General features: G+C 35.3%; 12 protein-coding genes. 10 read left to right on the top strand and 2 right to left on the bottom strand.

Translation table 11 applies throughout. The features are described from left to right. The first annotated feature begins 67 nt into the window (after positions 1-67). The 9 genes from RMN97_RS04045 to RMN97_RS04005 all read left to right on the top strand — a co-directional run bounded on the left by RMN97_RS04045 (position 68) and on the right by RMN97_RS04005 (position 10,515). The gene (locus RMN97_RS04045) at positions 68-1,198 is read left to right on the top strand and encodes an N-acetylmuramoyl-L-alanine amidase (RefSeq protein WP_309613243.1); all 1,131 of its coding nucleotides are present in this window, start codon (positions 68-70) and stop codon (positions 1,196-1,198) included. Positions 1,199-1,213: 15 nt separating this feature from the next. Further along, the gene (locus RMN97_RS04040; protein WP_309613242.1) at positions 1,214-2,416 is read left to right on the top strand and encodes an N-acetylmuramoyl-L-alanine amidase; all 1,203 of its coding nucleotides are present in this window, start codon (positions 1,214-1,216) and stop codon (positions 2,414-2,416) included. A gap of 92 nt (positions 2,417-2,508) precedes the next feature. Next, positions 2,509-3,465, top strand: coding sequence for an MlaD family protein (locus RMN97_RS04035; RefSeq protein WP_309613241.1), 957 nt, complete (start codon positions 2,509-2,511; stop codon positions 3,463-3,465). Positions 3,466-3,474: 9 nt separating this feature from the next. Next, on the top strand, positions 3,475-4,779 hold the full coding sequence (locus RMN97_RS04030) for a (Fe-S)-binding protein (protein ID WP_309613240.1): 1,305 nt from the start codon (positions 3,475-3,477) through the stop codon (positions 4,777-4,779). A 105-nt stretch (positions 4,780-4,884) separates the two neighbouring features. Beyond that, the gene (locus RMN97_RS04025; protein WP_309613239.1) at positions 4,885-5,331 is read left to right on the top strand and encodes a phosphoheptose isomerase; all 447 of its coding nucleotides are present in this window, start codon (positions 4,885-4,887) and stop codon (positions 5,329-5,331) included. 61 nt (positions 5,332-5,392) lie between these two features. Beyond that, a complete protein-coding gene (locus RMN97_RS04020; RefSeq protein ID WP_309613238.1) occupies positions 5,393-6,184 on the top strand; it encodes a (Fe-S)-binding protein in 792 nt (263 codons plus the stop codon). Positions 6,185-6,217: 33 nt separating this feature from the next. Then, positions 6,218-7,006 (top strand): phosphatase PAP2 family protein, encoded by a 789-nt coding sequence (locus tag RMN97_RS04015; RefSeq protein ID WP_309613237.1) that lies wholly within the window; start codon positions 6,218-6,220, stop codon positions 7,004-7,006. Positions 7,007-7,014: 8 nt separating this feature from the next. Next, complete coding sequence (locus RMN97_RS04010) at positions 7,015-7,497, top strand: ABC transporter ATPase (RefSeq protein ID WP_309613236.1); 483 nt, start codon at positions 7,015-7,017, stop codon at positions 7,495-7,497. Between the two features lie 9 nt (positions 7,498-7,506). Next, positions 7,507-10,515: a glycoside hydrolase family 3 N-terminal domain-containing protein gene (locus RMN97_RS04005; RefSeq protein WP_309613235.1), complete on the top strand. Its 3,009-nt coding sequence runs from the start codon at positions 7,507-7,509 to the stop codon at positions 10,513-10,515. Between the two features lies 1 nt (position 10,516). Here RMN97_RS04005 and RMN97_RS04000 read toward each other — a convergent pair whose 3' ends face one another. Both RMN97_RS04000 and RMN97_RS03995 read right to left on the bottom strand, forming a co-directional pair. Then, positions 10,517-10,852: a DUF2809 domain-containing protein gene (locus tag RMN97_RS04000; protein ID WP_309613234.1), complete on the bottom strand. Its 336-nt coding sequence runs from the start codon at positions 10,850-10,852 to the stop codon at positions 10,517-10,519. Positions 10,853-10,898: 46 nt separating this feature from the next. After that, positions 10,899-12,101, bottom strand: coding sequence for a serine hydrolase domain-containing protein (locus RMN97_RS03995; protein WP_309613233.1), 1,203 nt, complete (start codon positions 12,099-12,101; stop codon positions 10,899-10,901). Between the two features lie 297 nt (positions 12,102-12,398). Between RMN97_RS03995 and RMN97_RS03990 the strand changes: the two genes are divergently transcribed. After that, entirely contained in the window at positions 12,399-13,604 is a 1,206-nt protein-coding gene (locus RMN97_RS03990; RefSeq protein WP_309613232.1) for an NAD(P)-dependent oxidoreductase, read from the top strand. Positions 13,605-13,690: the final 86 nt, after the last annotated feature.

Below are 13,690 nucleotides of genomic sequence, written 5' to 3'. Positions count from 1 at the left end.
CGGTCAAAAATAAGGAAATATTGGTATTATACCCTTTCGGTTTTAATTAAAATTAACTTTTGAGTGAATGAGATTTTTAAATAATATAAAAACCTGTTTTTCAATACTTTTCCTTTTTTGTATTCTGAATGTTTTTGGACAGTCAGATTCTAATACCTTTTCTATAGTTCTTGATGCAGGACATGGCGGAAAAGATCCGGGAAATTCCTATCACGGATTTGTTGAAAAAGATATTGCTTTAAAGACAACTCTTAAAGTAGGTAAATTTCTTGAACGAGAAAAAGATTTTACAGTGACCTATACCCGTAAAACAGACGAATTTATAGAATTGGTTAACCGTCCAAAAATTGCCAATAAGATTGATGCTAATTTATTTGTTTCTATTCATTGTAATTCGGTTAAAAACTTTGAACCTGCCGGAACAGAAACATTTGTAATGGGACTTTCAAGAACTAATATGAATATGGAGGTTGCCAAAAAAGAGAACTCGGTAATTTTATTGGAAGACAATTATAAAAAAACCTATCAAGGATTTGACCCAAGTAAGCCGGAAAATTTGATAGGACTTCAAATTATCCAGGAAGAGAATCTCTACAGCAGCATTAGTCTTGCAACAACAATTCAGGAAAATTTCACCAATCGTTTAAACAGAAAAACAAGAGGCGTAAAACAACAACCTTTATGGGTTTTGGATGCAGCCAAAATGCCGGGCGTTTTGATTGAGTTAGGTTTCTTATCCAATAAAGAAGAAGGCGAATATCTGAATTCTGATGAAGGGCAAACCGAAATGGCACGCCAGATAGCAAACGCTATTATTCATTACAAAAAAATGTACTTCAATGAACCATTAACGGAAGAAGATATAAGCGCTATTGATAAAAAATTCAAAGAAGACCAAAAGGAAATTGCAGATACGGCAATGGCTAAGCCTGAGGAAACTGTAAAAGTTGAACCTGGACAGGCATTATATAAAATTCAGCTCTTTGCCAGTTCCAAAAAGAAAGACTTATATTCAAATGATTTCAAAGGTCTTAAAGATATTTCGTTTACATTTGAAAACAATCTATACCGTTATTATTACGGCAAGTCATATGATTTAGAGTACACGAAAAAAATGTATAGCGAAGCCAAGAATCATGGTTTTTCGGATGCATTTATTGTCCTATTTGCAGATGGAAAAGCGTCTGCAGTAAAATAATTAATTAAGTAAATTTTGAAAGTAATAAAGCAAATAAAAATAACAACAATTGCAGCGTTTGCTGTTTTATTGTTTTCTAATACGGTTCATTCTCAAAAGTTTAAAGTAACACTCGATGCGGGTCATGGTGATCATGATTATGGTGCCGTGTATCATGGACATATTGAAAAAAATATTGCTTTGGCAGTAGTGCTAAAAGTCGGTAAGCTATTAGAGAAAAGTTCAGGTATTGATGTGATTTATACCCGAAAAGGAGATCAGTTCATTGATTTGGTTGAGCGTGCTAACATTGCCAACCGAGCAGATGCCGATATCTTTGTTTCAATACATTGCAATGCGAATGCAAACAACGCCGCGGATGGTTGTGAAACGTATGTAATGGGTATGTCTAAAAATGCTTCCAATCTTGAAGCGGCAAAAAGAGAGAACGCGGTTGTGACCTTAGAAAAAGATTATAAACAAAAGTATGAAGGTTTTGATCCAAAATCTCCTGAATCTTTTGCCGGAATGACAATGGCTCAAGAATTATATCTAGATCAAAGTATCGCCTTAGCAGGGAAAGTGCAGAGTCAATTCATTCAGTTAGGCAAAAAAAGCCGTGGCGTAAAACAAGCACCTTATATGGTTTTGCACAAAGCATATATGCCAAGAGTTTTGATTGAAATGGGTTTTATTTCCAATCAAGCGGAAGGCTCTAAGTTAGATTCAGAAGCAGGACAACAAGAAATTGCAGAATCTATTGCCAATGCCATTATTAGTTACAAAAAGGAATATTTTGGAGCCAGTGATAATGATAGTGCAATCAAGCCATCACAACAGATAGAGCCTGTGAAAATGATTGATACAATCGCTAAAAAACCAACAGTAAAAAAGCCAGAAGTAAAAAAACCAGAACCAAAACCTGAGTCCACTCGAGCCAAAGGCGAACAGAGCGTAGCTAAACCTGAGGTTGTAAGTTCAGCTGTGGCTTCATTCAAAGTGCAGCTTTCAGCTAGTGGAAAAAAATTGGAGCTTGTTCCGAGTAATTTTAATGGTTTAAGCAATATTTCAATTTCATCGGAAGGAAATTTATACAAATATATGTATGGAGAAACAACCAATTACGAAGAAGCAAGACGATTATTATCGGAAGCCAAAGCCAAAGGATATTCCTCCGCCTTTTTAATTGCATTCAAAAATGGGAAGAAAGTATCGGTTCAAGAAGCATTAAAGCAATAATAACAAGGAGTTTTAATTATTTATTTTAACTTTGCCACTCGAGTCTCGTCCTAAAGACGAGATGAACATTACAAAATAAAAAAAGATTTACATTGAAAATCACTAGAGAAATCAAGACAGCAATTTTAGTAATTGCATCTATTTTATTGTTTATTTGGGGTTACAGCTTTTTAAAAGGCAGAGATTTACTTACTGATTATAAAATATTCTACGTTCAATATGACAATGTTGAAGGTCTGGTTAATTCAGCACCTGTAACAATCAACGGACTAAACGTTGGAAAAGTTAGCGCAATCAAATTCTTAGGTTCAACAGGTAGAATTGAAGTGACATTACAAATAAAATCAGATTTTACTTTTTCAAAATCGAGTATAGCCTCTATTTACGAACCAGGATTAATTGGTGGTAAGCAAATTATGATTACGCCAAATTTTGATGATAAATCGATTGCTGAATCAAAAATGACTTTAAAAGGTGACATCAAACCGGGTTTAACTTCTTTGGTTGCAGAGCGATTGACGCCGCTTCAGGAGAAAGTAGAAAAAATGGTGGTTTCTGCCGATGCACTTTTGAAAAATGTAAATTCTGTTTTGGATTCAAAAACTAAAGCGAATCTAAAAAGCAGCATCGCCAATCTTGACGAAACTTTAGCCGAATTTAAAGGGGCTTCCAAATCGGTTAATGAAATGTTAGCTGACAACAAGGGAAAAATCAACAATACGATGACCAACTTTGACAAAGCTTCCGGGAATTTTGCCAAAATCTCCGATTCTATTGCAAAAGTAAATATTGGAGCCACAGTTAAGAAACTCGAAAAAACATTAGCTAGCGTTGATAAGATTATGGCAGATGTACAAGCTGGAAAAGGAACGTTGGGCAAACTTGCCAAAGACGAAACGATGTATACTAACTTATCTAAATCATCTAAAGAATTAGAATTGTTACTACAAGATTTGCGATTAAATCCAACGCGTTATGTAAACGTATCGTTGTTCGGAAAGAAAAACAAACCCTATAAAGCACCCGTAAACGATACTATTAAAAAGTAACCCAAAGCCATGATGTATATCGACAACATACTCTTTGCTATCATTCTTGTTATTGGAATTGGTTTTTTTGCTAAAAATGTAAAAAAACTAAAACGCAATATCAATTTGGGTCATGATGTTAATCGTACGGATAATCCATCAGCACGTTGGGCAAATATGGCAATGATTGCGTTGGGACAATCCAAAATGGTTAAAAAACCAATTGCCGGATTGCTGCATATTATAGTGTACGCAGGTTTTATCATTATCAATTTAGAAGTTTTAGAAATCATCATTGATGGACTTTTAGGAACACACAGAATATTTTCATTCTTAGGTGGATTTTATGGTTTCCTGATTGGTTCTTTTGAAATTCTTGCGGTATTGGTTTTAGTAGCCGTGATTATTTTTTGGATTAGAAGAAATATTATTCGACTAAAACGTTTCGCAAGTTCCGATTTGAAAGGCGCACCAAAAAGAGATGCGGATATCATTTTGTATTTCGAAATAGTTTTGATGTCTTTGTTTCTGATTATGAACGCAACCGATTTGCATTTTCAGGCAATGAATTCCGGAAACATCATTTCACAATATATTAATCCTTGGTTTTCGTCATTAGATGTGGCTCAAGTTGAAGCTATTGAAATGATTGCGTGGTGGATACATATTATAGGTATTTTAGTGTTCCTGAATTATTTATACTATTCAAAACATTTGCATATTCTTTTGGCTTTCCCAAATACGTATTTCGCCGATTTGAATCCGAAAGGACAATTCGACAATCTGGAAAGTGTTACCAAAGAAGTAAAACTGATGATGGATCCAAATGCCGATCCATTCGCAGCGCAACCTGTTGATGAAAATGCGGTTCCTAGTAAATTTGGAGCTTCTGACGTGCAGGATTTGAATTGGGTTCAATTGCTAAATGCCTACACGTGTACCGAATGTGGTCGTTGTACTTCTTCTTGTCCGGCAAACCTAACCGGGAAAAAATTATCGCCACGTAAAATCATGATGGATACGCGTGACCGAATGGAAGAAGTAGGAAGAAATATAGATGCCAACAAAGGTGTTTTTGTACCAGATAATAAATCGTTATTAAATGACTATATTACGACAGAAGAACTTTGGGCATGCACCTCTTGTAATGCTTGTGTAGAAGAATGTCCGGTAAATATCAGCCCGTTGTCAATTATCATGGATATGAGACGCTATTTGGTAATGGAACAAAGTGCCGCGCCACAATCTTTGAATGCGATGATGACAAACATTGAGAACAATGGCGCACCATGGCAGTACAACCAACAAGATAGACTAAACTGGAAAAATGAATAATAATTGATTTTATTTATAAATCTATAAAAATAAACAAATTGCCAAAAATGTGAGGCTTGGGAATTTGTCAAATGAATGTGAAATATTAAAAAAAAGTAAAACAAAATGGAAGCGGAAGACATTGACAAAAACTTGCAAAGCATTACCGAAAACGGGCAACATTTAAGCCCGATTTTACCTGAAGGAATTAAGAACTATTTAATCGATATTGACGGAACTGTTTGCGACGATATTCCAAACGAAGAGCCTGAAAGAATGCTAACTGCAGAGGTTTATCCTGATGCATTAGTTACGTTAAACAAATGGTATGACGAAGGTCATATTATATTCTTCTTTACTTCAAGAACAGAAGCACATAGAGAATATACTGAGATTTGGTTAAAAAAGCATGGGTTCAAATACCACGGAATTCTATTCGGAAAACCACGTGGTGGAAACTACCACTGGATTGACAATCACTTGGTAAAAGCAACCCGTTACAGAGGAAAATTCACAGATTTAGTTGAAAAAGAAGTAACTATTCAGGTGTTTGACGACGAGCACCATGAGTAATATTAAATATTAGATTTTAAATTTTAAATTTAAATATCTTATATCTAAAATCTAAAATTATATGTCAGAAGTATTAAATGTGCCCACAATGGCAGAAATGATGGCTCAAGGCAAACAACCCGAAGTATTGTTTTGGGTTGGTTGTGCTGGTAGTTTTGACGACAGAGCAAAGAAAATAACTAAAGCATTTGTACGTATTTTAAATCGTGCGAATGTCGATTTTGCTGTTTTGGGTACAGAAGAAAGTTGTACCGGAGATCCTGCAAAACGTGCAGGAAATGAGTTTTTGTTCCAAATGCAAGCCATGATGAACATTGAAGTTCTGAATGCCTACGAAGCTAAAAAAATCGTAACAGCTTGTCCACATTGTTTTAATACACTGAAAAATGAATATCCTGAATTGGGTGGAAAATATGAAGTAATTCATCACACTGAATTCCTAAAACAACTATTAGATTCAGGAAGATTAACTATTGAAGGCGGACAATTCAAAGGAAAAAGAATTACGTTTCATGACCCATGTTATCTCGGAAGAGCAAATAATGTATATGAAGCTCCTAGGGATTTAATCCAAAAACTGGATGCCGAGTTGGTGGAAATGAAACGTTCAAAAGCTAATGGTTTATGTTGTGGTGCCGGTGGTGCCCAAATGTTCAAAGAACCGGAAACGGGTAACAAAGACATCAACGTAGAAAGAACCGAAGATGCTTTGGAAACCAAACCGGAAATAATCGCTGCGGGTTGCCCATTTTGCAACACAATGATGACCGATGGTGTTAAAGCCAAAGAGCAAGAAGCCAATGTTAAAGTAATGGACATCGCTGAATTAATCGCTAACGCACAAGATTTGTAGTAGTAAGCATTTTTGGGCAAGTATTCAAAATCAATGAAAAAATATAATTGCCTTCTTTTTTTATTTTTTACAAGTATTTTAGGTTTTGGACAAAATGGAGTTGCTGATACGATAACAATATCGAAAAATAGGCAGTTACAATTTAAGTACCAACAATTAATAATTCCAGTAGCCCTAATTGGTTATGGAATAGTCGGATTGGAAAGTGATAATTTAAAACTGTTTAACAACAATATTAGCGAAGAAGTTACTGAACATATTGACGAAAAAATTACCATTGATGATTTTTCACAATATGCACCATTGGCGACCGTTTTTTCTTTAAATTTATTTGGAATTGAAGGCAAAAACAACACCAAAGATAAAGCTATTATTGCCTCAACTTCAGCACTATTGATGGGTATTACAGTTATAGGATTAAAAAATATAACACACGTTCAAAGACCTGACGGTAACGGATTCAACTCTTTTCCATCAGGGCATACTGCTAATGCTTTTATGGGTGCTGAGCTTTTAATGCAGGAATATAAAAACGTATCCGTTTGGTACGGAATTTCGGGTTATTTGGTTGCCACCGGAACTGGAGTTTTCAGAATGTACAACAATAGGCATTGGTTTACCGATGTAGTTGCCGGAGCCGGAATCGGAATATTGAGTGCCAAAGCAGGATACTGGTTATACCCGATAACGAGCAAATGGTTCTCAAAAAAGACCCGAGAGCTAGGCTCGAACTGGCGAAGCAATTCAACAAATACTAAAACAGCAATGATTCCGTTTTATAATGGTAAGACCACAGGCTTTGCATTTGTAAAAACATTTTAATTAAAATTATGTATATCCCTTTTGAAAATTTACCTGAAGATTCTAAAATTTGGATTTACCAATCCAATAGAAAATTTTCAGATGATGAAATGACTGAAATCGAAAATGAGTTAAAAGTATTTATCGAAAATTGGTCAGCGCACGGAACCGAATTGGAAGCTTCTTATCTCTTGAAATATAATAGGTTTATCATTCTTGCTGTCAATCATGAAGTGCAACAAGCAACAGGCTGTTCTATAGATTCTTCTGTGAGTTTTATTCAAAACTTGGAACAAAAATACGAAGTCGATTTGTTGGATAAAATGAATGTAACCTTTAAAAACGGTGAACACATTGCGCATAAATCACTAATTGATTTTAAACGAATGGCTAAAGAAAAAGCCGTTACTGCTAACACTATTGTTTTTAATAATTTGGTGAATAGTATCGAAGAATTTAACGAAAACTGGGAAGTTCCTGCGAGCGAAAGCTGGCACAGTCGTTTCTTTTAATCCATTTACATGAAAAGGTTATTATTCAGTATAGTTTTATGCACAGGATTGCTATTTTTGATTACGAATTGTTCGTCAACCAAAATTGTCAATCAGCCTATATTGACAATACCTAAAGCTGAATTAGCCTTAGATGAAGAAGTCTACATTCCACATTTAAAAGCCGACCGAAAAAACTTTTTTCCTGAGACTTCAGGCGAAACACGTTGGGTTGACAGTATTTATAATCAAATGTCTTTTGATGAAAAAGTAGGACAACTGTTTATGGTTGCCGCATATTCTAATAAAGATACCATACACACTAACGCTGTTGAAAAATTGGTTCGCGATTATAAAATTGGTGGGCTTATCTTTTTTCAAGGTGGTCCAATGCGTCAGGCACGTTTGACAAATAAATACCAATCACTTGCCAAAGTCCCTTTGTTTATTGGAATTGACGCCGAATGGGGTTTGAGTATGCGAATTGATTCGACCTTTCGTTTTCCTTTTAATATGACTTTGGGAGCTATCAAAGATTTGAAATTGTTGGAAAAAGTGGGAACCAGCTTGGCAAAAGAAAGCAAAAGAATGGGAATTCATTTCAACTTCGCGCCAGTTTTAGATATTAATACGAATCCAAAAAATCCAATCATTGGTTACCGTTCTTTTGGTGAAAATAAAGTGAGTGTTACTGAACATGCTATTGCCTTAATGAATGGCGCACAAGGCCAAGGAGTTTTTTCTACTGGAAAACATTTCCCAGGCCACGGAGATACAGCAACCGATTCGCATACCTCTTTGCCAACTGTTAATGCTACTTTGGATCATATCGAAAAAGTAGAATTGTATCCCTACAAACGAATGTTTGATGAAGGTTTGGTTTCGGTAATGGTGGCGCATTTGAACGTTCCAAGCCTGGAGCCACGAGAAGGTTATCCAACCTCAATTTCCTATGGTGTTGTTACCAATTTGCTTAAAAACCAACTGGGTTTTGACGGACTTATTTTTACAGATGCTTTAAATATGAAAGGGGCAAGCAATTTCAGAGCACCAGGCGATATCGATTTGGAAGCTTTCATGGCTGGAAATGACATACTACTTTTTGCAGAAAATGTACCGCTTGCCGTAGAAAAAATATGTGTGGCTTATCAGGATAGCCTAATTACCGATGCAAGATTAGCAGAGTCGGTTAAGAAGATTTTACACTACAAATTCAAAGCAGGATTGAACAACTACAAACCAATTGAAGGTATCAATCTGTATAACGATTTAAATCCAAAATCGAATGAAACGTTGCAATATGAATTGTATGAAAATGCCGTTACCGTTGTAAAAAATGATGGAAATATTCTGCCGATTAAGAATCTGAATCAGAAAATTGCCTACGTAAAATTAGGTGATGATACCAACAGTTCTTTCCTTACTACTTTAAAGAAATATACTGAAGTCACAGAAGTTTCAGAGACTAATATCGATACCTTAATGACTAAATTAACCGATTATGAAACTGTAATTATTGGGTATCACAAATCGGATAGATCCTGGTGGAAATCGCCAGAATTGTCGGTGGCTGAATTGCAAGTAATTGATTCGATTGCCTCAAAAAAGAAAGTAATTATAGATTGCTTTGCCAAACCGTATTCCTTATCCAGAATTTTAAATTTTGATGAAATACCAGGCGTAATTGTATCCTATCAAAATGGGAATATTGCTCAAGAAGTATCGGCTGAACTTATTTTTGGAGCGATTGATGCTAAAGGATTACTTCCGGTTTCTATCAACAGCACCTTAAAAGCCGGTGACGGAATCACCACTCAAAAAATTAACCGATTGGGTTTTGCCACTCCGGAAAGTGTTGGTATGAGTTCAGAGAAATTGAAGCAGATTGAAACCTATGTTCAAAAAGCAATTGATGGTAAAATGGCTCCGGGCATGCAGATTTTAGTAGCCAGAAAAGGAAAAGTAATTTATCAAAAATCATTCGGAAAACAAACCTATGAAGGTGATGTTAGAGTTAAGAACAGCGATTTGTACGATGTAGCATCAGTAACCAAAATGGTAGCGACTTTGCCCAATGTGATGCAGGTTTACGATCAAAAGAAAGTAACACTCGAAACTACTTTAGGCGAAATGTTGCCACTGTTTAAAGGTTCGAACAAGCAGAAAATAACGTTTAAAGAATTGTTGTCTCACTATGGCAGAATGCAGGCGTGGATTCCTTTTTATAAAGCCACTTTGGATTCGGCTAAATTGCCAATGGACAAATACTATCGAAAAATGTATAGCGAAGGATTTACTAAACGTGTCTCCGATAGTTTATACTTGCGTGATGACTATCATGACACCATTATGAAGATAATCATCGAGAGTCCGCTTATTGATAAAAAAGAATACCGCTACAGCGATTTTACCTTCATTATTTTGAAACACTATTTGGAGAAAATTATGGGCAGACATTTGGATGAATTGGCTACTGACAATTTCTACAAAACGCTTGGGATGAATAATACACTTTATAATCCTTTAACAAAATTTGACAAAAGTGTGATTGCGCCAACAGAAATAGATAACTATTTCCGTCATGATACCATTCAGGGTTATGTTCACGATATGGAAGCTGCAATGGAAGATGGCGTAGGAGGACATGCAGGGATTTTTTCCAATGCTATGGATATTGCGAAGATGATGCAGATGTATTTGCAGAAAGGAAATTACGGTGGAATTCAGTACTTCTCAGAAGCCACGTTTACCGATTTTAACACGTGTTGGTTTTGTGGTGAAGGCAACCGTCGTGGATTAGGATTTGACAAACCGCAGATAAGTGGTGCTGGTCCAACATGCGGTTGTGTTTCGATGTCGAGTTTCGGTCATACTGGTTTTACGGGAACTATTGCATGGGCTGATCCGGAAACGGATATTGTTTATGTTTTCTTATCCAATAGAACGTATCCGGATTCTAATTTGCCAAATAAACTTTCTAAGGAAAACATCCGCGAAGACATCCAAAAAGTCATTCAGGATGCGATTATAGAGAAATAGTCTACTGTAATGTTTTTTTTCGAAGAAAATATTCCATTGAAATCACAATAAGTATTCCTGCAACATAAGAAATAATATCAGCCCAGGAAAAGGAAGTTCCGATAACGGTTCTGGCGATTTTCGAATTTTGCAATTCCAGCTTTTCAACAATATTCAGGTATTGCAGAAATTCTATAGTGAAGGCAAATAGCATTACGTATACTGATGCCGTTAGCACTTTTAATTTTAAAAAAGATTTTAGAAAGCAATAAATCAGAATTACAACCAGAACATCACCAAAGTAAGGACGTACAAAGTTGTCATGAACATATAGTGCGATTATCAATTCGATAATCAAAAGCGAAATAGTTAGTACAAAATATTTCAGATCGAATTTTAATATATCATTCCTCACCATCATCATCCAACTTAAATGGATAATCGCCAAAAAGAGCAGCTAGTTTTTTAGCTTGATATGTCTTTCTGGTAAACTTATTAGACAGCACAATAATTGTAACTTTCTCTTTTCTCAAGTTAATAAAACAGGAAGTGTTTCCATGCCACCAACCGTTATGATAATAAAATGGTTCACCTTTTTCAAACTCTGACATTCTAATACCTAAGCCATAATTACGTATTCCTTTGCTTTCATAACTATATCCTTGATACACTTTTTTGAGCAAATCAGGATTCAGGAAAAAAGGAGCATAGCGTGCTTTGTCGAATTTCAATAAATCTCTCGGAGTGGAATAGATGTTTTTATCGCCGTAAATTCCATCCAGGTAATCAATTCCAATTTCCATATTGTTTCCTTTATAGGATGGAGCAATCATGTCACGGTCTTTGGTGATGTCAAAAACAAAGGTATTGGTCATGCCAAGCGGTGCAAAAATCATTTCTTTCATCGCTTCAGGATATTTCAATCCGGTAACTTTTTCAATGACTATAGCAAGCATTGCGTAATTGGTATTGCAATAACCAAATCCGCTGTTGGTTGGTCTTTCTAACGTAATTTCTTTCTCCACCATAACCTTTACAATGTCTTCATTGGTCAGGGTTTCTTTTTTGTCCCAATTGCCTTTTTCAAAGGTGAAATAAGCATAATTTCTCATGCCGCTACGGTGATTAAGCAGCGTTTGAATAGTTACTTCAGGATAAGGAAAGTTCTTGATAATCGTATTTACCTTTTGGTCTAAGGTAATTTTTTTAGCATCGATAAGCATCAGAACAGCTGTTGAAGTCAATACTTTAGTCACAGAAGCAATATGCAAGGGCATGTTTTTAGAAATCATTTCCCCTGTTCTTTTATTGGCATAGCCCATATAATTTTCATAAATTATCTGACCATTTTTGGCAACCAAAAAAGCTACGTTATCGTTTTTCTCTGACCATGTTTTTTCGAAATAACGACTAACGCCATATTTTTTGTCATTAATATAAGCCGAAGTAAGCGCAGGTAATTCTTCTTGCAAAGGTTGCATAATAGGAATACCATTTTTATTCATCTTGATAATAGCATCTTCATTCTTCTCTTGCTTGGAACAAGAAACAGTAAGCAAAATGATAGCTAATAATTGAGTAGTATAGAGACTGATTTTGGATGTCATTATAATAATATTGAAAAACAAATATAATTATTCATTAAAGGTGTAAAATTACTTTTTAAGAAAGCTATCAACAGGTTTTTCACAATTATTTATGATAAATTTATAAAGTAGTAATAATCAATAGCAACGATAAATGGAGTAGAATTTATTTTTCAAAAAAAGTTTTGAAAACGTTTTCGTTACTACTACTTTTGGCATCACAAAAAAGCACCTATGAAACGCCATCTAAATAAATTAGTAGTAAGATAATAATTCAAGGCGTTGCATCTGACAAATAAAAAACAATAAGAGAGACTGATGAATTTTGGCATTATTAAAGAAAGAAAAAATCCACCCGATAGAAGAGTAGTTTTCACACCTGAAGAATTAGTTCGTTTGCAAAAAGAGCATCCCGATGCCAAAGTCAAAGTTGAAAGTTCAGATATCAGGGTTTTTACCGATGAAGCCTATAAAAGCTTAGGAATTGAAGTAGCTGACGATATTTCAGATTGCGATGTTTTCTTTGGTGTAAAAGAAATTCCGGTTGATTATTTAATTCCGAATAAGAAGTATTTCTTCTTTTCGCATACCATCAAAAAGCAAGTTCATAACCGAAAATTACTTCAAGCAATATTAGAAAAAAAGATAGAGCTATATGACCATGAAACTATTGTAGATGCGAGTAACAGACGTTTGATTGGCTTTGGTCGTTATGCCGGAATTGTTGGTGCTTACAATGGATTTAGAGCCTTCGGAATAAAATATGAGTTGTTCAATTTGCCAAAAGTAGAAACACTACAAAGCAAAGAAGATTTAATTGTTCGATTGAAAAGACAGGTCTTGCCAAACATTAAAATTGTTTTGACTGGTCATGGCAAAGTTGGAATGGGAGCAAAAGAAATTCTTGACGGCATAAAAGTAAAACAGGTTTCTCCAGAGGATTTCTTAAGTAAAATATACTCACAAGCAGTTTACACTCAAATCGATGTTTTGGATTACAACAAACGGATTGATGGAAAAGTAGCAGACGATAACAGCGATTTCTTTAAAAACCCACAAGACTATAGCTCTAATTTTGAGCGTTTTTCCAAAGTTGCTGATATCTTCATGGCAGGACATTTTCACGGAAACGGCGCGCCTGATATTTTGACACTTGAAATGCTTCAAGCATCCGATTGTAAAATAAAAGTTGTTGCCGATATTTCTTGTGATGTTGACGGACCAATTGCCTGCACGATTAGATCATCAACGATTGCGGAACCATTTTATGGTTATTTGCCAATCGAAAATAGAGAAGTTCCCTTTACACATCCGGGTTCAATAATGGTTATGGCTGTTGATAATTTACCTTGTGAATTACCCAAAGATGCCAGCGAAGGTTTTGGCGAAATGTTTATGGAACACGTTATTCCGGCTTTTTTCAACAATGATAAAGATGGAATTCTGCAACGCGCCAAAATAACCGAAAACGGAAAGCTAACAGAACGTTTTGCTTATCTTCAGGATTTCGTTGATGGGAAATAGTTAATTTTCCATTGGTTGCATTAGTTTGTTTCCTATAAAATTGGGGTTTAATACAATATCTTTTTTACATTTGGATTGTCAAATCT

Source organism: Flavobacterium sp., assembly GCF_031381455.1.
In the GTDB taxonomy this organism is placed as follows: Bacteria; Bacteroidota; Bacteroidia; order Flavobacteriales; family Flavobacteriaceae; genus Flavobacterium.
This window is presented reverse-complemented; position numbering and strand designations above follow the sequence as displayed.

What these genes read in the sequence shown, in the direction of transcription:
- RMN97_RS03990 (WP_309613232.1), top strand. Translation starts at nt 12,399, where the DNA reads ATGAATTTTGGCATTATTAAAGAAAGAAAAAATCCACCCGATAGAAGA.
- RMN97_RS04025 (WP_309613239.1), top strand. Translation starts at nt 4,885, where the DNA reads ATGGAAGCGGAAGACATTGACAAAAACTTGCAAAGCATTACCGAAAAC.
- RMN97_RS04045 (WP_309613243.1), top strand. Translation starts at nt 68, where the DNA reads ATGAGATTTTTAAATAATATAAAAACCTGTTTTTCAATACTTTTCCTT.
- RMN97_RS04030 (WP_309613240.1), top strand. Translation starts at nt 3,475, where the DNA reads ATGATGTATATCGACAACATACTCTTTGCTATCATTCTTGTTATTGGA.
- RMN97_RS03995 (WP_309613233.1), bottom strand. Translation starts at nt 12,101, where the DNA reads ATGACATCCAAAATCAGTCTCTATACTACTCAATTATTAGCTATCATT.
- RMN97_RS04010 (WP_309613236.1), top strand. Translation starts at nt 7,015, where the DNA reads ATGTATATCCCTTTTGAAAATTTACCTGAAGATTCTAAAATTTGGATT.
- RMN97_RS04020 (WP_309613238.1), top strand. Translation starts at nt 5,393, where the DNA reads ATGTCAGAAGTATTAAATGTGCCCACAATGGCAGAAATGATGGCTCAA.
- RMN97_RS04015 (WP_309613237.1), top strand. Translation starts at nt 6,218, where the DNA reads ATGAAAAAATATAATTGCCTTCTTTTTTTATTTTTTACAAGTATTTTA.
- RMN97_RS04005 (WP_309613235.1), top strand. Translation starts at nt 7,507, where the DNA reads ATGAAAAGGTTATTATTCAGTATAGTTTTATGCACAGGATTGCTATTT.